Here is a 23,437-nt window from a genome sequence, read left to right on the forward strand (position 1 = left end):
TAGCAGCCTTTTTCAAGCGAAAACCGGGTTTCGCCCGGTTTGTCAGGCTGATGCCGCGAGCGCCTCCGAGACCTGTCGTCCCGCCAGCTTTTCTTCCCACGCCAGCGCGTGCGCGGCGATGGTCGCGAGGTCGTCGTATTGCGGCGTCCAGTCGAGCGCCGTGCGAATCCGGCTCGTGTCGGCGATCATGGTCATGATATCGCCAGGGCGGCGGTCGGAATAGTGAACCGCGAAGTTGCGGCCGCAGACCCGGCGGACCGCTTCGATCGTTTCCAGAACGGAATAGCCGCGTCCATATCCGCAATTCAGCGTGGTCGAGCAGCCGCCGTTTTGCAGATAAGTTAGCGCGGCGCGATGGGCTTGCGCCAGATCGCTGACATGGATGAAGTCGCGAATGCAGCTTCCGTCCGGCGTCGGATAGTCGGTGCCGAACACGTCGATCTTGGCGCGCTGTCCGGTCGCGGCTTCGACTGCGACTTTTAGCAGGTGCGTGGCGCCCGCGGTCGAGAGGCCGATACGCGCCTGTGGGTCGGCGCCCGCGACATTGAAGTAGCGCAGCACTACGTAGCTCATGCCATGTGCGGTTGCGACATCGTGCAGCATGATCTCCGTCATCAGCTTCGACGACCCGTAAGGAGAGAGCGGCCGGGTCGGCGCCTCTTCCGGGACCGGCATTTGGTCGGGATTGCCGTAGACTGCGGCGGTCGACGAAAAGATGAAGCGGTTGACCCCGCATCGGACGGCGGCGTTCAGAAGGCTACGAGTCGCCATCGTGTTGTTACGATAGTAGGCGAGCGGATCGCGCATCGACTCGGGCACCACCACGGAACCCGCAAAGTGAATGATGCTTTCGATACCGTTCTGGGCGATGACGTTCTCGACGAGATTTTCGTCTCCGGCGTCGCCGATGAACAGCGGCACGCCTTCGGGGAGCGCCGACGAGAATCCAGTGGACAGGTTGTCGATCACGACGACGTTCTCGCCGGCCTCAGCCAGCGCGAGCACCATATGACTGCCGATGTAGCCGGCTCCACCGGTGACAAGCACGGTCATATCTGCTCCTTTTGTGCCAAGCTTTGCGGCGAGTTCGGCCGCGGTCGCCGAAGTCTCCCACAAAAGAATGGAATTGCCGTATAGCATGATTGTGAACGACCAGATTTCGTCCGTCTGATCTCGGGATTCGACATTATGGTTGCCAAACTGTAACGGGAACCGGTCTTTCTTTGAGCAGCTGCGGCCGTCGATGACCGACATTCTCATCATCAAGACATCCTCGCTCGGCGACGTCGTGCATCAGATGCCGGCGATCGTCGATGCCGTGCGCGCATGTCCGCAGTTGCGGCTGACGTGGCTGGTCGAGGAATCGTTCGCGCCGTTGGTGCGGCTGCACCCGTCGGTCGCCGACATCATTCCTGTCGCGACGCGGCGTTGGCGTTCGCAACTCGGTGCTGGCGCCACATGGCGCGAGATCGCCGAATTCCGGGCGAGGCTTCGCGAACGATCGTTCGACAAGGTGATCGATACTCAGGGCCTGATCCGCTCGGCGATCATGGCGCGCGTCGCGCGCGGCGAGCGCCACGGTTATGACGGTCGCAGCATCCGCGAACCGTTAGCCGCGCGATTCTACGACGTCAGGCACACGGTAGGGCGCGACCTGCACGCCGTGACGCGCAACCGGATTCTGACCGGTCTGTCGCTTGGATATCGGTCCCCCCACGACGTTGATTATGGTCTGCTCCCGTTCATGCGGATGGGTGGTCAGCCCTATGCAGTCTTGCTTCACGGCACCTCCCGGCTCTCGAAAACGTGGCGTGCGGAGGACTGGATCGAAACCGGCCGCTGGCTGAGTGCGAACGGATTGCAGACCGTGCTTCCGTGGGGTACCGAGGCCGAACGCCTGTTATCCGAACGGCTGTCGGGAGACATCGCGGGCAGTCGTGTCCAGCCGCGCCAGACTCTCGATCTGACCGCGCAGATGATCGGCAATGCGGCGTTGGTGATCGGCGTCGATACCGGCCTGATGCATCTTGCGGCAGCGTATCGTGTTCCGCTCGTCGGCATTTATGTCAGCACCGATCCCGGTCTGACCGGGCCGGTCGGCAGCGGCCGCATGGCGGTCCTGGGCGGCAAGAACGGTCCGCCTTCCGCGGGGCAAGTGATCGATGCCGCGGAGCGATTGCTGGCTTAGGTACGTGGCGTGATTGTGCCGGATATCTCTGCAAGCACCCGCGCGACGAATGCGTCGAGGTCGCCGCCGCTAAACAGGAAGCCCGGAATTCCTGCACCGGCAGCGGCTTCGATATCGCTCTCGCGGTCGCCGATGGCAAAGCTGCCGTGCTGCCGCACCGGCCAATGCTGCATCAGGTCGAGAATCATGCCGGGCTTCGGTTTGCGCCAGCGATGATCTTCCAGATATCCGGCGACGCTGCCGTCGGGGTGGTGCGGACAATACCTGAAGTCGTCGATCCGCGCGCCCTGCGACGCGAGATGGGACTGCATCCACAGGTGCAGATTACGAACATCATCCTCGCTGAAGAAGCCGCGCGCGACACCGGATTGATTGGTGAAGATGAAAACGAAATAGCCGGCCTCGTTTAGCCGCTGGATCGCCCTAGCGACGCCGGGCATCCAACGAATGCGATCACGCGTACCCATATAGCTGTCGTCATGATTGATGACGCCATCACGGTCCAGGAAGGCGGCGGGTTTGCCGGCCTGAGCGATCTCCGCTCCGCTCACTTGCGGCCCGCTCCGTCCACCAGGGCGTGCTCCACGTTATCGCAGATTGCGTGAGCCGCGGTCATGTGGATCTGCTGGATCACCGGGGTGTCGTCGCTCGGCGCAACGAGAAGGCGGTCGCAGATCTCGTGCAGGCTTTGCCCCTTGAGGCCGGTAAAACCGACGGTGACAAGTCCGAGCCGTCGCGCGGCTGATAGGGCAGCGAGGATGTTTGGGGAGCGTCCCGAGGTGGACAGCGCCAGCAGCACGTCGCCAGGTCGGCCCAGACTCTCGATCTGCCGGGCGAAAATCTGCTCGAAGCCGTAGTCGTTGGAGATAGCGGTGAGAGCGGACGTATCGGTCGTCAGGGCGATGGCGGCGTAGCCGGGCCGTTCTTTCCTGTAACGCCCGACGATTTCCGAGGCGATGTGTTGGGCGTCGGCGGCGCTTCCGCCGTTTCCGATCAGAAGCACTTTATTTCCGGAACGGAGCGCGTCGATGATCGTGACAGCAATGTCGCTTACGACTGCGAGCAGCGCCGTGTCATTGGCTGCGCGCTGGAGGGCCGTCAGCGATTGCTGAAAATGGGTTGCGATCGGGTTCTGGCTCAAGACGCACCTTTGTCACCGTGATGGCTAGCGCATTTTCGCTTCTGATTGAATCAGAAGCGACGCTCTAGATTGTTGTTTTGAAGCGTTTTCTTCACGCGAACCGGTATCCACTTCGCTCGCAAACGCTATAGCAGTGGTAATGAGCGCGTCATACTCACGCAAGCATGGCGTGCAGCGTCAACGTGCGTCGTGCGCTCCGGCCTCCGCCAGCACCCGTTCCGCGATCGCGATTACCTCTGCTGCGGGGATATCGCGCATGCAACGATGATCATTCCTGGTGCAGACCGGACGATGGCATGGTTGGCACGGGAGAGGCGTTTTCGCCTGAATCGTCGCGGCGAGCCCGTTCAAGGGCGCCCAGTGATAGGGGCTGGTCGGCCCGAAAATTCCCAGTGTCGGCGTTCCGATCGCAGCCGCGACGTGTAGCAGACCGGAGTCGTTCGATATTGCAATGGTGGCCCCCGCCATCGCCAGAATGCCGTTTCGCAGGTCGTGACCCGTCAGATCCCGGACCCGCGGGCCTCCGGTTGCCGTGATTTCGGTCGCCATTGCTTTTTCATTGGGGCCGCCGATCACCCAAAGGTCGATTTTGCGCTCGGCCAGCATTCGGGCGGCCTCGGCGTAGGAGGTCCAGCGCTTACTGGAGCCGACCGCCCCGGGTGCCAGCGCCACCGCCGGTCCTGTGCCCAATCCCTGCGCCTGCCGCCAGCGGGTGACGTCTTCGGTGGATATCCGAAGCTGTGGTGCCGGCCATTCAGGCGGCCGTGCCCCCCCGGTGGGAAGTGCCAAGGACGCCTTCCTGTCGATCATACGGGGCAGGGCTCTTTCACCCCAACGCCAGCGGTTGAGCAGCCCGAAACGCGCTTCGCCGACAAAACCTACCCGTTCCGGGATGCCGGCCAGCGCGGGCGCGATCGCCGATTTCCAGGTGCGCGGCATGACGAAGGCTGTTCCATACCCCCGCGCGCGCAATTGCCGGGCGAGACTCCACTGTTGCGTCGGTGCCAGCCGGCTGCGGGGTAGGTCCCAGACCACGCCAGCGCGCACTCCGGGCATATAATCGACCAGCGGCGCGCAGAGCGTTGTCACCAGCATATCCACCGGTCGATTCGGCCAGCGCTGTTTGAGCACCCGCACCACCGTGTGGCCGCGCACGAAGTCGCCGATCCACATGTAGGGAACGATCAGAATGGGCCGGGTATCGTCCGGGTCGGCCATTTCCGGTCCATATGGTGAATCTGTTTTCATATCTTGATCGATGCGCGATCCAGGATCGGTGTTCGGTCCTCGGTATCTGCTCCGACCCGTGAGGTAAAGTTATCTCGCGCGCTGTTTTTCACGGCCCGATCGTCACACGGCAGGCCCACCTAAGTTGCCTCGCGGGCTGGAGTGGGGCAAACCAGTGGGGTGAATTTGACATTCGCCACCCACTTTGCCGCAAACCCGGTAAGGGAATGTCAAATTCAAAACTCCACTGGAAAACCTTATGGTTGCTGGTGGTCTCTTGCTTCTAACATTTGCAAAGAACGCCTGCTGCGCCGGGATGCAAATGTTAGAACTACCATTAAGAGTCGCACATCCATGACGGGGACATCATGCTGCTGGTGACCGGGGGCGCCGGTTTTATCGGATCCAATCTCGTTGCCGCGTTGAACGACGCCGGTCGCAGCGATGTGGCGGTGTGCGATGTGCTGGGACATGACGGCAAATGGCGTAACCTCGCCAAGCGGCAGCTTGCGGATATCGTTCCACCCGAGGAATTGATGCGTTGGCTGGACGGCCGTCGTCTGGACGCCGTCTTTCACCTCGGCGCGATCTCCGAAACCACCGCGACCGATGGCGATCTTGTCATCGAGACCAACTTCCGGCTTTCGCTCCGATTGCTCGACTGGTGCACGTCGACCATAACGCCTTTCATCTATGCCTCGTCGGCGTCAACCTACGGCGATGGCGCGCAGGGCTTTCGCGATGATCAATCGTTGGCCGCGCTGCGAGCGCTCCGGCCGATGAATCTCTACGGCTGGAGCAAACACCTGTTCGACATGGCCGTTGTGGACCGCGCCGCCAAAGGGGGTGCTCTGCCGCCGCAATGGGCTGGTCTGAAGTTCTTCAACGTGTTCGGACCGAATGAATATCACAAAGGCTCCATGATGAGCGTGCTGGCGCGCCGCTTCAGCGATGTGAAAGGCTGCCGCCCGGTGCAGTTGTTCAAGTCGCACCGTGAAGGCATCGCCGATGGCGATCAGCGCCGCGACTTCATTTACGTCGACGACGTCGTTCGTGTGATGATGTGGTTGTTTGCGACGCCTTCGGTCAACGGTCTTTTGAATGTGGGAACTGGTGAGGCGCGCAGCTTTCGCGATCTGATGACGGCGGCCTATGCCTCGCTTGGCACGAAGCCGAATATCGAATACGTCGATATGCCTGAACAGATTCGCGGTGCTTACCAGTATTTTACGCAAGCGGATATCGAGCGCTTGCAAGGCGCTGGTTACAACGGAGGCTTCACGCCTTTGGAGGAAGCCGTCGATGCCTATGTCAAGGGCTATCTCGATCGCGACGATCGCTTTCGCTGACGCGCTGGAGCATGATCCCGAAAAGTGGAAATCGGTTTTCGGATAAGATCATGCTCGACCGAAGGATGGGCTTGGGTCTGGTTGATGCGATTGCATCAGACCCCAGTAGCAGGTGAAGGGTTTTGATGATCGATTTTGACGACTTGTCGAATGCCTTTTCCGGCCAGACGGTCCTCTGTGTCGGCGATCTCATGCTCGACGAGTTCGTGTACGGCGAGATTTCGCGGATTTCGCCGGAGGCGCCCGCCCCGGTCATCGCGGTTCAGCGGAGCGAAACCAACGTCGGTGGGGCGGGCAATGTGGCGCGCAATATCGCCGCGCTCGGTGCGCGCTGCATCTTCGTTGGATTGGCGGGTGAGGATGACGCAGGCGAGAGGCTCCGGGCCACGCTTTCGCGGGAACGCCTGATCGAACCATTGTTGATTTCGGATCCGGCGCGACCGACGACGCGCAAGGTCCGCTTTGTTTCGGAGCATTTTTCGACCCACATGCTGCGAGCCGATTGGGAAATGGCCGTTTCGGTGTCCGGGGCAGTGGAGCAGACCTTGATCGATGCCATTCTGCCGCAACTGCCACGCGCTGACATCGTATTGTTGTCTGACTATGCCAAGGGAGTGTTGACAGCGCGGGTAATCCGCGACGTCATCGATGCCGCACGCCGGCTTGGCAAGCGCGTGATCGTCGATCCGAAGAGCGCCAATTTCAACATCTATCGCGGCGCGACGTTGCTCACGCCGAACCGCAAGGAGTTTGCGGATGCGACTCGCACCCGCGCCGACGATCAGCCGAGCATTGCGGCAGCGGCTCGCGAAATGATGCGGCTCGTCGATGGCGAGGCCGTGCTGGTGACGCAAAGCGAACACGGCATGACGCTGGTGCCGCGTGACGGCGAGGTCATCCATGTTCCCGCGCACACCGTCAAGGTTCGCGACGTGACGGGCGCCGGCGATACCGTCGTCGCCACGCTCGCGGTTTCGCTTGCCGCGGGCGCAGATTGGGAAACCGCGCTGCGGACAGCGAGCGCCGCAGCCGCCGTCGCTGTCGGCAAGAGCGGGACCGCGATTGTCACACTCGCGGAACTGCGCCGCAATATTCTGCCGCCGGCCTCTCTGGCCGCCGAAGAGAAAATCGCACAATCGACGATCAACCTTGACCAACACCTGACGGCGTGGCGTGAGCAAGGTCTGCGAATTGGCTTCACCAATGGCTGTTTCGATATCCTGCATCCCGGTCACGTCAAGGTGTTGACCGGAGCGCGCGCTGCGTGCGACCGGCTGATCGTGGGATTAAACAGCGATGCGTCCGTGATGCGGCTGAAGGGCGAGGGCCGTCCGATCCAGAATGAGCGGGCGCGCGCAGAAGTTCTGGCTGCGCTCGAGGCTGTCGATCTCGTTGTGATTTTCGAAGAGGACACGCCGATGAACCTGATCGAGCGAATCCAGCCGAGTGTGCTCGTCAAAGGCGGAGATTATTCTCTTGAGCAAGTCGTCGGTCAGGAGCTAGTTACTGCACGAGGCGGGGAGGTCGTTCTGATCGATACTCTGAAAGGATTCAGTACGACGTCGCTGGTGAAGCGCGCAGGAGGCCGAGCATGAGAGCCTTGCTCCGCAGTGGCCGGTGTGTTTTCGCTTCTTATACTGTCCGGACCAAAGCCTCATGACTCCGCGCCGAAAGTTTACTTCCCGAAATGTTCTGATCGCGCTGCATGACCTGATAACGGTCGTGGCAGCGGTGCTCGTGAGCTGTTACTTCCGTTTTGATGATCATGATTTTGCCCTGCGTTTGCCACTGCTCTTGAAAGCGCTGCCCTATTTCCTGGCCATCAGCTGCGTTATCTTTTATGTCTTTAACCTGACGACAACAAAATGGCGGTTCATTTCCCTTGTGGACGCCCTCAATATCGTCAAGGCGTCCTCGCTTCTGGCATTCGTCATCCTGGTCTTCGACTATGTCATCATCGCTCCCAATCTTTATGGTACGTTCTTTCTTGGAAAGAAGACGATCATACTTTACTGGCTGTTGCAGATATTTCTGCTTGCAGCTGCGCGCTTTACCTATCGGTATTTTCGTTACAAGCGGACCCTTGTTCACGTAAGGGCCGACGACGCAACGCCAGCCATCATCGTCGGACGCGCCGCGGATGCCGAAATTCTCCTGCGTTCGGTCGAGAGTGGCGCGGTCAAGCAATTGCGACCGGTCTGCCTATTGTCGCCGTCGGCCGCTGACATTGGTCAGACGATACGCGGTGTTGCCGTCCTTGGTGGAGTGGATCAACTCGAGGAGGTGATAACGGATTTTGCGGAAAGGCAGACGTCAATCAAGCGCATCATCATGACGCCCTCCGCGTTCGAGCCCGACGCCCAGCCGGAAACGGTTCTCGCTTACGGCCGCAAACTAGGCCTTAAGGTAAGCCGGCTGCCCTCGCTTGGGGAGGGGGGGGAGATTCCGCGCCTGACGCCGGTTGCCGTTGAAGATCTTCTGCTTCGCCCAAGCCGTACCATCGACTATGAGCGGCTCGAAGGACTGATCAAGAACAAGTCCGTTGTCGTGACCGGCGGCGGCGGATCGATCGGGTCCGAAATCTGCAAACGTGTCGTGACGTTCGGTGCGAGCCGTCTGTTGATCGTCGAAAATTCTGAACCTGCTCTTTATGCGATCGTGGAGGAGTTCAGCTCCACGAGCCGAGCCGCTGTGGTGGAAGGTCGCATTGCTGACATTCGTGATCGCGAGCGGTTGATGCGCTTGATGAACGAATTCAAGCCCGACATCGTGTTTCATGCGGCTGCGCTCAAGCATGTTCCCATTCTCGAGCGGGATTGGGGCGAGGGCGTCAAGACCAACATTTTCGGTTCAGTCAACGTCGCCGATGCCGCGCTGGCATCGGGTGCCGAATCCATGGTGATGATCTCCACCGACAAGGCGATAGAGCCGGTGTCGATGCTCGGGCTGACCAAACGTTTTGCCGAGATGTATTGTCAGGCGCTGGATCGTGAACTGGCGGCACGTGCGGACGGCAAAGTTCCGATGCGGCTGATTTCAGTCCGTTTCGGCAACGTGCTGGCGTCGAACGGATCGGTGGTGCCGAAGTTCAAGGCGCAAATCGAAGCCGGCGGTCCGGTGACAGTCACGCATCCGGACATGGTTCGATACTTCATGACGATCCGCGAAGCCTGCGATCTCGTCCTTACCGCGGCCAGCCATGCAGCGATGCCGGAAAGACATGATGTCTCGGTGTATGTCCTGAATATGGGCCAGCCGGTGAAGATCGTCGATCTGGCCGAACGCATGATCAGCCTGTCCGGCCTGCAGCCTTACAGCGACATTGAGATTGTTTTTACCGGGGCGCGGCCGGGCGAAAGATTGAACGAAATCCTGTTTGCAAGCCAGGAGCCGACGATCGAGATCGGCTTACCGGGGATCTTGGCGGCAAAACCGAACGAGCCGCCGATGGACACGGTTCGCGAGTGGGTCGCGGTTCTAAAGGAAGCCGTCGCGAGCGAGAACAAGCTGGCGATCCGATCGATCCTGAAAGATGCCGTGCCGGAGTTCGGCGCGCATCCCGCGCAAACCTCGCCTCTCGCGCCCGATATGTCGCGATGAACCGCTGCGTTATTCGGCACCCTCGATTGAGGGCGATCCTTTCTGACTTCTTTCGCCGCTCAAAATCCAGACGAGTCCCCCGAGCGCGCCTACGACCAAAAACACCGCGCCGTACAGCAGCGAGACATTGACGCCTTCGCTAGTCGCCAGTCCGGCATATCCGAAAGTCAGTGCCATCGACGCCTCGCGCACGCCCCAGCCCGCTATCGAGATCGGCAGCATCGTAATCAGCATGACCGGTGGGACAAGCAAGAAAATCTCGCTGAAAAGGATTGGCGCGGCGATCGCCTTCACAACGCACCATGCGATCACGACGGCGAGGATGTGGATGAGCAGCGACAGAAACGCAATCTTCGACCAGCGCTCTCGATTGAAGATGGCACGGTTCGTGATGATCGAGCAGGCGCGAAGATGGTGCACGGCCCGGATACGTCCGAGCCAGTGCCAATGCAATCTACCGAGAAGCAGGAAACCACCGGCGGCTGCGAGCGCGACAAGATCGACGAACAGCAATGCGAGCCGGCCTTGGGGATCGCCGACCAGACGGTAACTCCACGGTAGACTCGTGGCTATCAGCAGGGCAAGCGCAATCAGGCCAATCGCGCGGTCGACGAAGATCGAATAGGCCGCTGCTCGCCAACCGGCCGGACCACGTCCGACCAGCCAGAGCCGCATGGCGTCGCCGCCGATCGATGAAGGTAGGGTCTGGTTGAAAAACGAGCCGATCATGCAATAGCGCACCGCCTGTGCGACCGAGAGGCTGGCGTTGCAGTCGGCGCTGATTTCACGCCACCGCATGGCGCTGGCGAATACCTGCAATAGCGTTACGGCAATGGCGAGCGCGATCCAGCCGGCGCTGGTGAAACCAAGGCGCGAGAGGAGGTCAGAGATATCGACCTTGCGGAGCGCTAGGTAGAGCAGGGCAGCCGAAATCAGTATTTTTGCCGTTGAAAGCAGAATTTGGCGCATTGCGCTTGTCTGTGCCGAGGTTAAGTTGGCCATCGGGCTCTTCGGTATAAAGTGGGCTTCTTGTCTTGGTATGGTTTTGGATTGCCTCTGGCAATAGTCGTGCACAGCAGGGTATTGCGGCCCTGCGATGCCATGGATAACGAGGCAGGGCTACCCCGTGGGCCGCGGCTCACAGTTCCTGAGGAGTGAAATTGTCGGATTATCCGATATTGGTTACCGGCGCGGCGGGCTTCATCGGATTTCACGTCGTCGGCCGACTCCTGAAGCAGGGGCATCGGGTTGTCGGCATTGACAGTCTCAACGATTATTATGATCCTGCACTCAAGGATGGCCGGCTCGAAATCTTGCGCAAGGATTCACACTTTCGTTTTGTCAAAGCCGACCTGGCTAATCGTGAGGCGACGGCCGCATTGTTCGCTGAACATCGCCTTTCGGTCGTGCTCCATCTCGCAGCGCAGGCGGGCGTTCGCTATTCATTGCAGAATCCCCATGCGTACGTCGATTCCAACCTCACGGCTTTTGCGAATGTCCTTGAAGGATGTCGGCACGGCTGCTGTCCTCACTTGCTGTTTGCTTCATCGTCCTCTGTTTACGGCGCAAACACAAAGCTTCCTTTTTCCGTTCATGATAATGTCGATCACCCCGTCAGCCTCTATGCGGCGACGAAGAAGTCGAACGAGCTGATGGCGCACGCCTATAGCCACCTCTATCGGATTCCGACGACGGGCTTGCGTTTCTTCACGGTCTATGGCCCGTGGTACCGACCGGACATGGCGCTCTACAAGTTCGCCGACGCGATCGTGGGAGGGAAGCCGATCAAGCTGTTCAATCATGGCAACATGCAGCGGGATTTCACCTACGTCGATGACGTGGTGGAAGCCGTTGTCCGCCTGATCGATCATGCTCCACAGGCTAATGCGAGTTGGTCGGGCGATGCCCCCGATGCAGGGACCAGTTCGGCTCCATGGCGAATCTATAATATCGGCAACAACAAGCCGGCAGAGTTGATGAGCGTCGTCACCCTGCTGGAGAAAGCTCTCGGACGATCCGTGCAAAAGGAACTGCTGCCGATGCAACCCGGCGACGTACAGGCAACATTTGCTGACATCGATGATCTTGCCCGTGACGTCGGTTTCCGTCCCTCTACTTCACTGGAAGATGGTGTTCATCGTTTTGCAGCCTGGTATTGTCGTTATCATCGGGTCAATTAGTGCGGCCGTCGGGGTTTGCGTGATCCGATTGAGTGCCTTTCATCGCACGGCTTCCCTCGTCCCTTTGATCCGGGTTCGCATCAAGATGGCTGCCAGAGTCTGATCCAACTGCGTTGAATCAGACTCTGGCCTTAACTTTTTGATTGACATGATCTTATCCGAAAACCGGTTTCCACTTTTCGGGATCATGCTCTAAGGGTCTGCGAACGTCGGAATCGGGATGGACAAATCAGCATACGGAGATGGTCCTGTGAGTGAGCGTATCGTCCCGCTCATCATGTGCGGCGGTGCGGGAACCCGGCTGTGGCCGGCCTCGCGGGAGGGGCGTCCGAAGCAGTTTCTGCCGTTGTTCGGGCCGCGTTCGACGTTTCAGGATACGCTGCGACGAGTGTCCGATCCCTTGCTGTTCGAGCGGCCGATCGTTGTCACCAACGCCGCCTACCGTTTCATGGTGCTTGAACAACTCGCTGAGATCGGGTTTGAAGCGGACATTCTGCTGGAGCCGGCACGGCGAGATTCGGGGCCGGCGATCGCTGCGGGGACGATCTTCGCGCAGATGCGTCACAGTGAAGCCGTCGTACTCGCGCTCGCCGCAGATCACGTTGTCCGCGACACCGAAGCGTTTGTCTCCGCCTGCCGCCAGGGATTAGCTGCCGCCAGTGGTGGCCGCATCGTGACTTTCGGCGTTCGGCCACAGCGGCCGGCGACCGAATACGGTTATATCAACCCTGGCGCGGCGATTGCGGGCGCGGTGCGAGTGGTAACGACGTTTGTCGAAAAGCCCGATCCGCAAACCGCCGCCGGTTACCTTGAGGCGGGGTATCTCTGGAACAGCGGCAACTTCATGTTCCGCGCAGCGGTTCTTCTGGATGAATATCGCAACGTCGATCCGGACAGCGTCGCCGCGGTGACTGATGCGGTATCCCATGCTGGCCGGGATCTTGGCTTTGTCATGCTCGATCCGGAGGCCTTTTCGAGGGCGCAAGCAATTTCGATCGATTACGCCGTAATGGAAAAGACCGCTCATGCGGCCGTGGTGCCGGTTGATTGCGGCTGGTCAGACGTCGGATCGTGGCATGCGGTTTGGGAGTTGTCGGACAAGGACGGTCAGGGCAATGCGGCGCAGGGGATCGCCGTGTTCGAAGATTCCCGCAACTGCAATGTCGCGACCGATAAAGCACTGGTCGCGCTGGAAGGTGTCGACGATCTCGTTGTGGTAGCGACGCAGGACGCCGTGCTGGTGTCGCGTCAGAAGGACGCCAGCGGGCTGAAACGTCTGGTGGCGAAGTTGAAGGGCCTTGCGCCGCAGGTCACGGAAGAACATCTGCGGGTCCATAGGCCCTGGGGCGCTTACCAGTCGATCGACAGGGGCGAGCGGCATCAGGTCAAGCGCATTACCGTGAAGGCTGGCGACCGGCTGTCGCTGCAAAAACATCACCATCGCTCGGAGCACTGGATCGTGGTGCGCGGCACGGCGAGGGTGACGGTCGATGACGTTGTCAAGATCGTGCACGAGAACGAATCGATCTATATCCCGATTGGAGCCGTCCACCGGCTGGAGAACCCGGGCAAGATTCCCCTCGAACTGATCGAAGTGCAAACCGGCAGCTATCTTGGCGACGACGATATCGTCCGGATCGAGGATGATTATCGGCGAAACTGAGCTACGGCTCGGGCGCCGAATCGGCTAATCTGTGGACACACTGTGGATACACTGTTGCCCTATCCAAAGGTGTTGTTCTTCGTTCGGCCGGCCACAATGTTATGTAATTCTTTGAATCAAAACGTGTTGGGATTGTTATTCCTCTAATCGCCTCTTTTGTTATGGCGTGCTAGGGAGAACGCGCGGTCGGGTTCGGGGGTGCCTAGGCTGTCTTTTTTTGGGGTACTTGATGAGTTCCAAGCCATCTGCACTGAAGCCATCTGCACTGAAGCCATCTGCACTGAAGCCGCCTGCATTGAAAACTGCAGCGTCCGAGCGCTTGCTGCGCGTCGGCGTGATCGGCGCGGGCGTCATGGGCAGCAATCACGGCCGCGTGCTGGCCGGTCTTCCGGGCGTCAGGCTCGTCGGCATCGTTGACCCCTTGCCCGGGCATCGTGCCCGCGCGGCCGAGATGACCGGGTGCCGAACCTTCGGGACATTCGATGAGCTACTCGCCGCCGGCGTCGACGCGGTGACTATCGCTGCGCCGACACACCTTCATTGTGAACTCGCGCTGGCTTGTATCGCGCGCGGCGTTCATGTTCTGGTCGAGAAGCCGATAGCCTCGACGGTTGAGGAGGGATTTAAGATCGTCGCAGCAGCGCACCGTGCTGGTTTGACTCTGATGGTCGGCCATGTCGAGCGCTTCAACCCGGCGGTCGCCGCCATCAAGCAGGCGATTAGGGGCGAGGATATTCTCTCTATCGCGATCACGCGTGTTGGGCCATTTCCGCCGCGCATGTCGAATGTTGGTGTTGTGATCGACCTCGCCGTACATGACATCGACCTGATCCGCTGGTTTACAGAATCCGAAATCGTCGACGTCCAGCCCCAACTCTCCTGTGCGGTCGCCGAGCGGGAAGATATCGCGCTGCTTCAGTTCCGGACCGCATCCGGCGTGCTCGCGCACATCAATACGAACTGGCTGACGCCGTTCAAGGCTCGCAACGTCACGGTCGCAACCCGCGGCAAGTACGTGATGGGTGATCTGCTGACTCGCCAGGTCACGGAATGTTTCGGTTTCCAGCCGGACGGCAGTTACTCCATGCGGCACCTTCCGGTAGGCCACGATGAACCCCTGCGCGCTGAACTGATCGCGTTTGTCGATGCGGTGCGTTCGGGCAAAGCTCCGGCCGTGGGTGGCGCCGAAGGCGTCGCCAGTCTCGCGATCGCGATCAAGTGCCTGCAAGACCAGTCTCCCGTCGCTCCGCCGGTGCAGACAGCGCGCCGCGCTGCCGGCTAATAGCCTGGAGCACAGAATGCAGCAGCATATGCCTTCACAGGCGATTTCATTCATCGACGTCGCCGAACAGCGCCGTCGCCTGGGTAAACGTATCGATGACGCGATAGCTCGTGTCCTGACGCACTGCCAGTTCATCAACGGTCCCGAGGTCGCACGTCTGGAGGCCGATCTTGCGGCTTTCAGCGGCGCGAAGCATGTGGTGGCCTGCGCGAGTGGCACGGATGCGCTGTTGATGGTGCTGCTGGCGAAGAAAGTCGGCCCTGGCGACGCGGTGATCTGCCCGACATTTACATTCTGCGCGACCGGCGAGGTCGTGGCGCTGCTCGGCGCGACGCCCGTGTTTGTCGATGTTAACGAGACAACCTTCAATATCGACATCGCTTCGCTCAAGAATGGTATCGCCGTCGCGAAAAAGCAGGGTCTCAAGCCCCGGGCTATCATCCCCGTCGACCTGTTTGGTCAGCCCGCCGATCATGATGCGATTGCGGCGGTTGCTGCGGCCGAGAATCTGTTCGTTTTGGACGACGCCGCGCAAAGTTTTGGCGCGACCTACAAGGGCCGGCGGTTGGGTACGTTCGGCCTTGCGACCGCGACCAGTTTCTTCCCCGCCAAGCCGCTCGGCTGCTATGGCGACGGTGGAGCGATCTTCACCGATGATGCCGAACTGGCGGAAACGTTGCGCAGCGTGCGTGTGCATGGTCAGGGATCTGACAAGTACGACAACGTGAGGCTGGGTCTCACGGGCCGCATCGATACTGTGCAGGCGGCGGTCTTGATCGAAAAGCTCAAGATATTCCCTGACGAGATTGCGGCGCGGGATGCAGTTGCCAGGCGCTACAATGAAGGGCTCGGGCAGGTTGCGATCGTGCCGCGCGTCGCATCGGATTGCACCTCGGTATGGGCGCAGTACACCATCCGGCTGCCGAATGGGGGCCGTGAGGCGCTGGCATCGACGCTAAAGGCGCAGGGCATTCCGACCGTGGTCTACTATCCGAAGTCGCTGCATCAGCAGACCGCCTACCGAAGTTTCCCGGTCGCCGTCGGCGGCCTTGCCGTCAGCGAAAAGCTGTCGACCGAGGTCATCAGCCTGCCGATGCATCCCTATCTGGATGCATCGACCCAAGACCGGATCATCGAGACTGCGCGCGCCGCGCTTGCGAACTGATTTCGCCGTTTTGCGCCGCAAGGCGATCCTGTAGAAACGCCGGATGCTTGGACGTATTTTCACCGTCGGCGGATATACGCTGCTCTCGCGGCTGACGGGGTTTGCGCGCGACATCATGCTCGCGGCAATCCTTGGCGCGGGGCCGGTCGCGGATGCTTTCTTCGTAGCGCTGCGTTTGCCGAATCATTTCCGGGCGATTTTTGCCGAAGGCGCTTTCAACGCTGCGTTCGTGCCTGCTTACGCGCATGTCTCCGCCAGCGGCCCGGCTTCTGCAAAATTGTTCGCCAGCCGCATCTTTACCCTGCTGTTGCTGTCGCAGGTGATTTTGCTGGTGGTCGCATGGCTGTTCATGCCGCAGGTCATCGCATTATTGGCACCCGGCTTCGCTGATGACCCGATACGCGGCGAGCTCGCCATTTCGCTGACCCGGATCACCTTTCCTTACCTTCTTCTGATCACGCTGGTGACGCTGTACGGCGGAATGCTGAACGTCGTGCACCGCTTTGCCAGCGCGGCCGCGGCGCCGATCTTCCTTAATCTGTCGATGATGTTGGCGTTGGCGCTCGCGGCCTTTTTTCCGAGCGCCGGACACGCGGCGGCCTGGGGCCTGTTGCTCTCGGGTTTCCTGCAATATTTTTTATTGGCGGCCGACGCCGCGCGTCACGGCCTGATGCCGCGGCTGACACGTCCAACGCTCGACGCCGACGTGCGTGGTTTCTTTCGCGCGCTCGGACCTGCAACCGTGGGCTCCATGGGAACGCAACTGGCGATGTTTGCCGATACTATCATCGCCACCTTTCTCCCGGTCGGCGCGCTGTCGGCGCTGTATTACGCCGATCGGCTTAATCAATTGCCGATCGGGGTGATCGGTATCGCCATCGGCACCGTGCTGCTGCCGGAAATGTCGCGGCGGATCACAAACGGTGATCTTGCAGGTGCAACGGCATCGCAGCGCCGGGCGTTCGATTTCACGTTGCTGTTTTCGGTGCCGTTCGTGGTCGCCTTTCTGACCACCCCCGATGTGGTCATGCGGGCGATGTTCGCGCGCGGCGCTTTCTCCGCGGCGGATGCGGCGGCGGCCGGCGCGACGCTTGCAGCCTACGCGGTGGGCCTCATCCCCTTCGTTCTGATCCGCAGCGCGGTCGCCACGTTCTACGCGCGCAAGAATACTGCGACTCCGGTGAAAGCATCGCTCACCGGGCTCGGAGTCAATCTCGTGCTCAAGGTGGCATTGATGGGCTCGCTGGCGCAGGTCGGTCTGGCGCTCGCCACTGCGGTCGGGGCCTGGATCAATCTTCTGCTCGTGATCGGATTTGCGATGCGGGCAGGATACTTCGAGGTCGATCGGGTGTTACGAGTCTCGCTCGTCAAATTTCTGATCGCGGGCGCGGTGCTCGCAGCGGCGCTGTGGCTCACCGCGCGCTTCGCCTCCGGACAGTTTGCGGACTGGAGCGCGATGCGCGACGAAGCGGTGCTTGGATTGCTGATGATCGTCGGAACCCTCGTTTATGCCGGCGCGATTTTGCTGCTGTTCGGTCCGCGCTGGTTGAGGTCGTTGGTGCGGGTCTAGTCTCCGATTCCGACAGTTGCTCGAGTATTGCGCTCGGTATTGTTCCGCTGCAGTATCTCGGTAATCCGGGAACATAGCTGGAGATCCCATGGCTCCCGTAAAGTTCGGCATAGGCCAAAGCGTTCGGCGCCGGGAAGATGATGCCCTTATTCGCGGCAAGGGGCGCTATACCGACGATCACACGCCGTCCGATACGCTGCACGCGCTGATGCTGCGCTCACCGCATGCTCATGCGACGTACAGGATCGATGCCTCGCGCGCTCGTGGCTTGGCGGGGGTTGCCCTGATTCTCACTGCAGACGATGTCGACGATCTCGGAGGCTTGCCCTGCCAGTTCAGTTTGCCTGACCAACCCTTCACCGCGCCGCCGTATCCCATTCTGCCGAAGGACGAGGTGCGGCATGTCGGTGATGCCATCGCTTTCGTTGTCGCCGATACGGTCGAGCACGCACGCGACGCGATCGAGGCGATCGAGGTCGGATGGACGCCGCTTGCCTCGGTTGTTGGCGTCGCCAACGCCGTGAAAGATGGCGCGCCTCAGGTCTGGCCGGATAACGCCGGCAACGTTTTGTTCGACGTTTCGCTCGGCGACAAGAAGGCGGCCGATGCCGCCTTCGCCGGGGCGCATGCCGTTGCCGAGATTTCGATCGTCAATCCGCGCGTCGTCACCAACTTTATGGAGACGCGCGCCGCAGTCTGCGAATATGACGCGGGACGCGATCATCTGACGCTGACGGTCGGCAGTCAGGGCAGCCATCGCCTGCGTGAGATCCTTTGCCGGTCCGTGCTGAAGATACCGATGGAAAAGATGCGCGTGATCTGTCCCGATGTCGGCGGCGGATTCGGCACCAAGCTGTTTCCTTATCGCGAATACGCGTTGATCGCGGTCGCCTCGAAAAAACTTCACAGAACGATCAAATGGACGGCAGAGAGGTCGGACCATTTCGTTGGCGACTCGCAGGGGCGCGACAACGTCACGACCGCGCGCATGGCGCTGGCTCACGACGGCAGGTTCCTCGGCATGGACGTCGATCTGATGGGAGATATGGGAGCTTATCTCTCGACCTTCGGTCCGGACATTCCATATAGCGGAGCCGGGATGCTGCCGGGCCTCTATGATATCCAGGCGTTTCATTGCCGCGTCCGCGCCGTGTTCACCAACACCGTGCCGGTCGATGCCTATCGAGGTGCGGGCCGGCCCGAGGCAGCCTATGTTGTTGAGCGGTTGGTCGATGCAGCTGCGCGCAAGATCGGAATGACGCCGGACGCGATCCGGCGCAAGAACTTCATTTCACCGGAAGCGATGCCGTACAGGACCGCGACGGGCAAGATCTATGACTCCGGCGATTTCGCGACGCACATGAAGCGCGCGATCGAGATCGCGAAATGGCAGGAATTTCCCAAGCGGGCCGAAGCGGCGAAAAAGCGGGGTTTTGTTCGCGGTATCGGTTTGGCAACCTATGTCGAGGTTTGCGGCACCATGGGACGCGAGCGGGCGGACGTACGGCTTGATGCCAATGGTGACGTCACCGTGTTGATCGGTACGCAATCAACCGGGCAGGGCCACGCCACCGCCTATGCGCAGATCATCGCCGATCAGTTTGGGATACCTCCCGAACGGGTTCACCTGATGCAGGGCGACACCGATGTGGTCGCTACCGGTCTCGGCACCGGAGGGTCGAGTTCGATTCCGTCCGGCGGCGTCAGCGTCGAGCGGGCGACCAGAAAGCTCGGCGCGAAGCTCCGCGAGATCGCATCCGAGGCGCTCGAAACCAGCGCGGCCGATCTCGAGATTAGCGACGGTTCGATCCGTATCGCCGGTACGGACCGCTCCGTCTCCTTGGCCGATCTTGCAAAGCGCGCCGATCCATCGAAGCTGACGGCCGACGAGAGTTTCAGCAGCGCCGACGGCACATACCCGAACGGAACCCATCTCGTCGAAGTCGAAATCGATCCGGCGACCGGAAAGATCGAGCTTGTGAATTACGTGGTCGTCGACGACTTCGGCGTGACGTTGAATCCGCTGCTGCTTGCGGGGCAGATCCATGGCGGCACCATGCAGGGCATCGGCCAAGCGTTGATGGAACACGCGGTCTATAATGAGGACGGACAGCTCGTCACCGGCACGTTGATGGATTACGCGCTGCCGCGCGCTGCCGACGGCGTCTCAATCGCCTTCGAAACTCACAACGTCCCGTGCGCCACCAATCCTCTCGGGATCAAGGGAGCGGGTGAAGCAGGCGCCATCGGCTCCTGCCCAGCAGTGGTCAATGCCATCATCGATGGCCTGTGGCGGGAGTACAGGATCGACCACATCGACATGCCAGCGACGCCCGAACGAGTCTGGACGGCGATCCGGAACGCTCAGCGGGGCCGGTGAAGACGGTCGAGTCGGAAGCCTACTTCGTGACCTGACCCCGGATTTCGCCGCCAGGATGGGCTGCGGTGTGGACGTTGACATAATACTTGCCGGCAAGGAGGTCGGCGGCTTGCGTGTCGGTCAGCGTGGCGCTGCCGTCGGCCGGGCTGGACGTCGCGTCGGGGATCGTAACTGCAATGCCCGCATTCTCGCCGACGGCTGCCGGGCCATGGAAATGGGCGGCCGTCACCGGACCGGTGAGACCCGAATAGATCAGTTTCCACGTCAATTTTTTGGACGTGGGATCGTAATTCGCATCGACCGTTCCGGTGCCCTTGCTGGTATTGGCGGGCACTTCGGATGCGCCGTTCAGGGTTGCTTTCAGTTGTTCAGCGGAGGCTTGACCCGCGAACGTGATAGCAGCGGCGAGGGTGAGGGTGGCGAGAGAAATCCCGGCGGTTTTCATCGTTTTCTCCTCATCGAGTTCAGAGTTGGCGCAAATTCAAACGAGGCTTTCCGCAGTTTGTTCCCGATACCGGCAGCAGCTACTTCGATCCGAACGCCTTGAAAGTAATAATCGTGTGGGTGTCCTGAATGCCGGGAATGACCTGTACCTTTTCGTTGACGAAGTGACCGATATCGGTGTCGTTATCGACATAGAACTTCGCCAGCAGGTCGTAGTCGCCGGCGGTGGAATAAATCTCGGAGGCGATCTCAGCTTCGGCGAGAGTGTTGGCGACGGCATAGGATTGGCCAAGCTTGCACTTAAATTGGACGAAGAAAGGAACCATCGCGTATCTCCGGAAGGACGAAGCTCCAATATAACGATTTCAGGTCGGGAGAACACCGGTCACGCTTGAGAAAGCACGCCGCGACTGCGCCTGCTGGCTAATCCTGCCGCCTATCCCCGTCGGGCCGCGCTGACTATGCTGGCTTGATTTGATGGCTTTACGTGAGAAGACGATGACAGTCCCTATCGCCGTGACCATCGCTGGCTCCGACTCCAGCGGCGGCGCGGGAATCCAGGCCGACCTCAAGACATTCGCCGCGCTTGGCGTCTATGGGGCGTCCGTCCTTACGGCGCTGACTGCGCAGAACACGCAAGGCGTCATGGGAATCCACCACGTTCCGGTGCATTTCGTGACCGCGCAAATCGACGCGGTATTCAGCGATCTCGATGTCGGAGCCCTTAAGATCGGGATGGTTGCTCAAGCCGCCACCATCGATGCCATCGTCGCCGGCTTGTTGCGCTGGAAGCCTGCGCATGTGGTGCTCGATCCAGTGATGGTCGCGACTTCGGGGGCCCGCCTGCTGGAGTTTGATGCGGTTGAGGCATTACGGAGAAAACTTGCTCCGCGAGCGCAACTGATGACGCCAAACCTGCCGGAGGCCGCAATGCTGCTCGACGAACCCGTTGCCGAGAGCGAAAGCGATATCGTGCGGCAGGGCCAGCGGTTGCTAGAGCTGGGCTGTGCTGCGGTCTTGATCAAAGGCGGGCACATGCATGGTCCCGAAAGCATCGACTATCTTGTCACCCGCCAAGGAACGCTTCAGCTTGCCGCTCCGCGTGCCACCACGAAAAATACCCACGGCACTGGCTGTTCGCTGTCGTCGGCTATCGCTGCAGGTCTGGCCAAAGGCGACGGCATGGAAACCGCCGTGCGCAAAGCGAAAGATTACATCACGGCGGCGATCGCAGCCGCCGACCGGCTAAACGTCGGTCGCGGCCATGGACCTGTTCATCATTTTCACGGGTTCGATCGCGGCTGATGGTGTCGCCGTCGGGTTGTGTCCGTCATCGCTCTGTCATGACGGCATGGTAGCTGCGCTACCATGGGCAGCGACGCGATGAATGAAGGTAATCCAGATCGCCGTTTCCGGGCTCTGTTCATCTCCGACGTTCATCTGGGTGCGGGCGGCTCTCAGGCCGGCCAGCTGCTGGACTTCCTCAAGTATCACGATGCAGAGACGATTTATCTCGTCGGCGATATCATCGATGGCTGGGCGCTGAAGTCGAGCTGGTACTGGCCGCAATCGCATAACGACCTCGTCCAGAAAATGCTGCGCAAGGCGCGCAAAGGCACGACAGTCATTTACGTGCCCGGCAACCACGACGAGTTCCTTCGGTCCTATTACGGGACGCATTTCGGTGGCATCGAGGTCGTCGAGAACGCGATTCATAACGGCGCAGACGGGCGGAGCTATCTCGTTATCCATGGCGATATCTTCGACTTGGTGGTTCAGAACGCACGGTGGCTCGCCCACCTCGGCGACAAAGCCTATGACTTCGCCATCCGGGCCAATCGCATTGTCAACGCGTTCCGCCGCTCGTTCGGATTCCCGTACTGGTCGCTATCGAAATGGGCGAAATTCAAGGTCAAGAACGCGGTGAACTACATCGGCGCGTTCGAGCAGACGCTGGCCGGCGAGGCGCGTCGTCACGGTGCCGACGGCGTGATCTGCGGCCATATTCACCACGCCACGATCCGCGACGAGCAGGGCATCCGCTACATGAACTGCGGCGACTGGGTGGAGAGTTGCACCGCGCTTGCCGAACATGAGGACGGTCGATTTGAGATCATCACATGGGCCGATCCGTTGCGCCATTCGCCGTCTGTGGTACCTATAAGCGCGCGTGCGGCGTAGATGCGTATACTGATCGCTACCGACGCCTGGCATCCGCAGATCAATGGCGTAGTGCGGACACTGACGATGACTGCCGCCGCCGCCAAGCCGTTTGGCGTCGATATCCGCTTCCTGACCCCGGAGTCGTTCCGGACTGTTGCGCTGCCGGGTTATCCTGGAATTCGCGTCGCACTGCCCGAGCCGACCAGGATTGCCGCGCTGATCGCAGAGGCCAATCCCGACAGCATTCACATCGCGACCGAGGGGCCGATCGGCCTTTTGGTGCGTCGCTATTGTCGCAAGCATGCAAGGCCGTTCACGACGAGCTTCCATACCCGTTTTCCGGATTACATTTCGGCGCGGGCGCCGATCCCCGAAGCCTGGATATGGGCCGCGCTACGCTGGTTTCATAGTGCCAGCCGAGCGGTTATGGCAGCAACCCCAGCGCTTGCGGACGAGTTGCGCCAGCGTGGCTTCCGCAATGTGGTGCTGTGGCCGCGGGGCGTCGACGTCGGCTTGTTTCATCCGCGGGAGACCGATCTCCGCCTGCCGCGCCCGATTTTTCTGTCGGTCGGACGCATTGCGGTCGAGAAAAATCTCGATGCGTTTCTCGGCCTCGATCTACCCGGCACCAAGGTTGTCGTTGGCGATGGACCGGCTCGCGCAACGCTCGAGCGGACCTATCCGGACGCGGTCTTTCTCGGCGCGAGAGCAGGCGAACAACTGGCAGCAACATATGCCGCCGCCGACGTGTTTGTGTTCCCGAGTCGCACCGATACGTTCGGCCTCGTCCTTCTCGAGGCGCTGGCGAGCGGCGTTCCGGTCGCGGCCTTCCCTGCGGCCGGCCCGCGCGATGTCATCGGTGATACTCCCGTCGGCGTCCTCGACGAGGATTTACGATCGGCGTCCCTGGCGGCGCTGAAAATCGCGCCCGAGGCCTGCCTTGAGTTTGCCGCTAGCCGGACATGGGAGAAGTCAGCCCGCGCTTTCGTCACCAATATAGTTGAGGCTTGCGCAGCTGAGACGAGAACGGCAAGTTCTCACATCGCCAACCCGCGTTTCGTCGCCTGATCTTGCAAAGCTGCAAT

The 23,437-nt window shown here is 60.6% G+C and carries 20 protein-coding genes; 13 read left to right on the top strand and 7 right to left on the bottom strand.

Going from position 1 to position 23,437, the window contains the following annotated elements; translation table 11 throughout:
- Window positions 1-42: 42 nt before the first annotated feature.
- Entirely contained in the window at window positions 43-1,053 is a 1,011-nt protein-coding gene (galE, locus tag ACM561_RS05860) for a UDP-glucose 4-epimerase GalE (protein WP_425909656.1), read from the bottom strand.
- A gap of 190 nt (window positions 1,054-1,243) precedes the next feature.
- On the opposite strand from galE, the gene waaC reads away from it, so the two are divergent.
- Window positions 1,244-2,188, top strand: a complete 945-nt coding sequence (waaC, locus tag ACM561_RS05865; protein ID WP_425908729.1) for a lipopolysaccharide heptosyltransferase I — start codon at window positions 1,244-1,246, stop codon at window positions 2,186-2,188.
- Here the strand turns inward: waaC and ACM561_RS05870 are convergent.
- From ACM561_RS05870 to waaF, 3 genes are all read right to left on the bottom strand, one after another.
- Complete coding sequence (locus ACM561_RS05870; protein WP_425908731.1) at window positions 2,185-2,739, bottom strand: D-glycero-alpha-D-manno-heptose-1,7-bisphosphate 7-phosphatase; 555 nt, start codon at window positions 2,737-2,739, stop codon at window positions 2,185-2,187. The genes waaC and ACM561_RS05870 overlap by 4 nt on opposite strands.
- The gene (locus tag ACM561_RS05875; RefSeq protein ID WP_079446124.1) at window positions 2,736-3,329 is read right to left on the bottom strand and encodes a D-sedoheptulose 7-phosphate isomerase; all 594 of its coding nucleotides are present in this window, start codon (window positions 3,327-3,329) and stop codon (window positions 2,736-2,738) included. The genes ACM561_RS05870 and ACM561_RS05875 overlap by 4 nt, the downstream gene beginning before the upstream one ends.
- A 177-nt stretch (window positions 3,330-3,506) precedes the next feature.
- Window positions 3,507-4,577 (bottom strand): lipopolysaccharide heptosyltransferase II, encoded by a 1,071-nt coding sequence (gene waaF / locus ACM561_RS05880; RefSeq protein ID WP_425908732.1) that lies wholly within the window; start codon window positions 4,575-4,577, stop codon window positions 3,507-3,509.
- Between the two features lie 347 nt (window positions 4,578-4,924).
- Between waaF and rfaD the strand changes: the two genes are divergently transcribed.
- The 3 genes from rfaD (at window position 4,925) to ACM561_RS05895 (ending at window position 9,505) form a co-directional block, all read left to right on the top strand.
- On the top strand, window positions 4,925-5,905 hold the full coding sequence (gene rfaD / locus ACM561_RS05885) for an ADP-glyceromanno-heptose 6-epimerase (RefSeq protein ID WP_425908734.1): 981 nt from the start codon (window positions 4,925-4,927) through the stop codon (window positions 5,903-5,905).
- A 125-nt stretch (window positions 5,906-6,030) separates the two neighbouring features.
- Entirely contained in the window at window positions 6,031-7,500 is a 1,470-nt protein-coding gene (gene rfaE1 / locus ACM561_RS05890) for a D-glycero-beta-D-manno-heptose-7-phosphate kinase (protein ID WP_425908736.1), read from the top strand.
- 61 nt (window positions 7,501-7,561) lie between these two features.
- Entirely contained in the window at window positions 7,562-9,505 is a 1,944-nt protein-coding gene (locus ACM561_RS05895; RefSeq protein ID WP_425908738.1) for an SDR family NAD(P)-dependent oxidoreductase, read from the top strand.
- A 9-nt stretch (window positions 9,506-9,514) separates the two neighbouring features.
- Here ACM561_RS05895 and ACM561_RS05900 read toward each other — a convergent pair whose 3' ends face one another.
- The gene (locus tag ACM561_RS05900) at window positions 9,515-10,474 is read right to left on the bottom strand and encodes a lysylphosphatidylglycerol synthase transmembrane domain-containing protein (RefSeq protein WP_425908740.1); all 960 of its coding nucleotides are present in this window, start codon (window positions 10,472-10,474) and stop codon (window positions 9,515-9,517) included.
- Between the two features lie 191 nt (window positions 10,475-10,665).
- Between ACM561_RS05900 and ACM561_RS05905 the strand changes: the two genes are divergently transcribed.
- From ACM561_RS05905 to ACM561_RS05930, 6 genes are all read left to right on the top strand, one after another.
- Window positions 10,666-11,685: an NAD-dependent epimerase gene (locus ACM561_RS05905; protein WP_425908742.1), complete on the top strand. Its 1,020-nt coding sequence runs from the start codon at window positions 10,666-10,668 to the stop codon at window positions 11,683-11,685.
- Between the two features lie 220 nt (window positions 11,686-11,905).
- On the top strand, window positions 11,906-13,348 hold the full coding sequence (locus ACM561_RS05910) for a mannose-1-phosphate guanylyltransferase/mannose-6-phosphate isomerase (RefSeq protein ID WP_425908744.1): 1,443 nt from the start codon (window positions 11,906-11,908) through the stop codon (window positions 13,346-13,348).
- A gap of 229 nt (window positions 13,349-13,577) precedes the next feature.
- Window positions 13,578-14,630 (top strand): Gfo/Idh/MocA family oxidoreductase, encoded by a 1,053-nt coding sequence (locus ACM561_RS05915; RefSeq protein WP_425908745.1) that lies wholly within the window; start codon window positions 13,578-13,580, stop codon window positions 14,628-14,630.
- A gap of 16 nt (window positions 14,631-14,646) precedes the next feature.
- Window positions 14,647-15,795: a DegT/DnrJ/EryC1/StrS family aminotransferase gene (locus ACM561_RS05920; RefSeq protein ID WP_425908747.1), complete on the top strand. Its 1,149-nt coding sequence runs from the start codon at window positions 14,647-14,649 to the stop codon at window positions 15,793-15,795.
- A 43-nt stretch (window positions 15,796-15,838) separates the two neighbouring features.
- Window positions 15,839-17,365, top strand: coding sequence for a murein biosynthesis integral membrane protein MurJ (gene murJ, locus ACM561_RS05925; RefSeq protein WP_425908749.1), 1,527 nt, complete (start codon window positions 15,839-15,841; stop codon window positions 17,363-17,365).
- A gap of 88 nt (window positions 17,366-17,453) precedes the next feature.
- Window positions 17,454-19,745, top strand: a complete 2,292-nt coding sequence (locus ACM561_RS05930) for a xanthine dehydrogenase family protein molybdopterin-binding subunit (RefSeq protein ID WP_425908751.1) — start codon at window positions 17,454-17,456, stop codon at window positions 19,743-19,745.
- Window positions 19,746-19,764: 19 nt separating this feature from the next.
- On the opposite strand, the gene ACM561_RS05935 is transcribed toward ACM561_RS05930, so the two are convergent.
- Both ACM561_RS05935 and ACM561_RS05940 read right to left on the bottom strand, forming a co-directional pair.
- The gene (locus ACM561_RS05935) at window positions 19,765-20,190 is read right to left on the bottom strand and encodes a CHRD domain-containing protein (protein WP_425908753.1); all 426 of its coding nucleotides are present in this window, start codon (window positions 20,188-20,190) and stop codon (window positions 19,765-19,767) included.
- A gap of 79 nt (window positions 20,191-20,269) precedes the next feature.
- Complete coding sequence (locus ACM561_RS05940; RefSeq protein ID WP_079446133.1) at window positions 20,270-20,515, bottom strand: Lrp/AsnC ligand binding domain-containing protein; 246 nt, start codon at window positions 20,513-20,515, stop codon at window positions 20,270-20,272.
- Between the two features lie 172 nt (window positions 20,516-20,687).
- Between ACM561_RS05940 and thiD the strand changes: the two genes are divergently transcribed.
- The 3 genes from thiD (at window position 20,688) to ACM561_RS05955 (ending at window position 23,420) form a co-directional block, all read left to right on the top strand.
- Entirely contained in the window at window positions 20,688-21,494 is an 807-nt protein-coding gene (thiD, locus tag ACM561_RS05945; protein ID WP_425908755.1) for a bifunctional hydroxymethylpyrimidine kinase/phosphomethylpyrimidine kinase, read from the top strand.
- Between the two features lie 78 nt (window positions 21,495-21,572).
- Window positions 21,573-22,370 carry a UDP-2,3-diacylglucosamine diphosphatase gene (locus tag ACM561_RS05950; protein ID WP_425909658.1) on the top strand — a complete coding sequence of 266 codons (798 nt, stop codon included), beginning with the start codon at window positions 21,573-21,575 and terminating at the stop codon, window positions 22,368-22,370.
- Window positions 22,371-23,420 carry a glycosyltransferase family 4 protein gene (locus tag ACM561_RS05955; RefSeq protein ID WP_425908757.1) on the top strand — a complete coding sequence of 350 codons (1,050 nt, stop codon included), beginning with the start codon at window positions 22,371-22,373 and terminating at the stop codon, window positions 23,418-23,420. It begins immediately after the preceding gene.
- The last annotated feature ends 17 nt before the right edge of the window (window positions 23,421-23,437 follow it).

The organism is Nitrobacter sp. TKz-YC02, assembly GCF_049852135.1.
Taxonomy (GTDB): Bacteria; Pseudomonadota; Alphaproteobacteria; order Rhizobiales; family Xanthobacteraceae; genus Nitrobacter; species Nitrobacter vulgaris.

What these genes read in the sequence shown, in the direction of transcription:
- galE (WP_425909656.1), bottom strand. Translation starts at nt 1,053, where the DNA reads ATGACCGTGCTTGTCACCGGTGGAGCCGGCTACATCGGCAGTCATATG.
- waaC (WP_425908729.1), top strand. Translation starts at nt 1,244, where the DNA reads ATGACCGACATTCTCATCATCAAGACATCCTCGCTCGGCGACGTCGTG.
- waaF (WP_425908732.1), bottom strand. Translation starts at nt 4,577, where the DNA reads ATGAAAACAGATTCACCATATGGACCGGAAATGGCCGACCCGGACGAT.
- rfaD (WP_425908734.1), top strand. Translation starts at nt 4,925, where the DNA reads ATGCTGCTGGTGACCGGGGGCGCCGGTTTTATCGGATCCAATCTCGTT.
- rfaE1 (WP_425908736.1), top strand. Translation starts at nt 6,031, where the DNA reads ATGATCGATTTTGACGACTTGTCGAATGCCTTTTCCGGCCAGACGGTC.
- ACM561_RS05895 (WP_425908738.1), top strand. Translation starts at nt 7,562, where the DNA reads ATGACTCCGCGCCGAAAGTTTACTTCCCGAAATGTTCTGATCGCGCTG.
- ACM561_RS05900 (WP_425908740.1), bottom strand. Translation starts at nt 10,474, where the DNA reads ATGCGCCAAATTCTGCTTTCAACGGCAAAAATACTGATTTCGGCTGCC.
- ACM561_RS05910 (WP_425908744.1), top strand. Translation starts at nt 11,906, where the DNA reads ATGGACAAATCAGCATACGGAGATGGTCCTGTGAGTGAGCGTATCGTC.
- ACM561_RS05915 (WP_425908745.1), top strand. Translation starts at nt 13,578, where the DNA reads ATGAGTTCCAAGCCATCTGCACTGAAGCCATCTGCACTGAAGCCATCT.
- ACM561_RS05920 (WP_425908747.1), top strand. Translation starts at nt 14,647, where the DNA reads ATGCAGCAGCATATGCCTTCACAGGCGATTTCATTCATCGACGTCGCC.
- murJ (WP_425908749.1), top strand. Translation starts at nt 15,839, where the DNA reads ATGCTTGGACGTATTTTCACCGTCGGCGGATATACGCTGCTCTCGCGG.
- ACM561_RS05930 (WP_425908751.1), top strand. Translation starts at nt 17,454, where the DNA reads ATGGCTCCCGTAAAGTTCGGCATAGGCCAAAGCGTTCGGCGCCGGGAA.
- ACM561_RS05935 (WP_425908753.1), bottom strand. Translation starts at nt 20,190, where the DNA reads ATGAAAACCGCCGGGATTTCTCTCGCCACCCTCACCCTCGCCGCTGCT.
- ACM561_RS05940 (WP_079446133.1), bottom strand. Translation starts at nt 20,515, where the DNA reads ATGGTTCCTTTCTTCGTCCAATTTAAGTGCAAGCTTGGCCAATCCTAT.
- thiD (WP_425908755.1), top strand. Translation starts at nt 20,688, where the DNA reads ATGACAGTCCCTATCGCCGTGACCATCGCTGGCTCCGACTCCAGCGGC.
- ACM561_RS05950 (WP_425909658.1), top strand. Translation starts at nt 21,573, where the DNA reads ATGAATGAAGGTAATCCAGATCGCCGTTTCCGGGCTCTGTTCATCTCC.
- ACM561_RS05955 (WP_425908757.1), top strand. Translation starts at nt 22,371, where the DNA reads ATGCGTATACTGATCGCTACCGACGCCTGGCATCCGCAGATCAATGGC.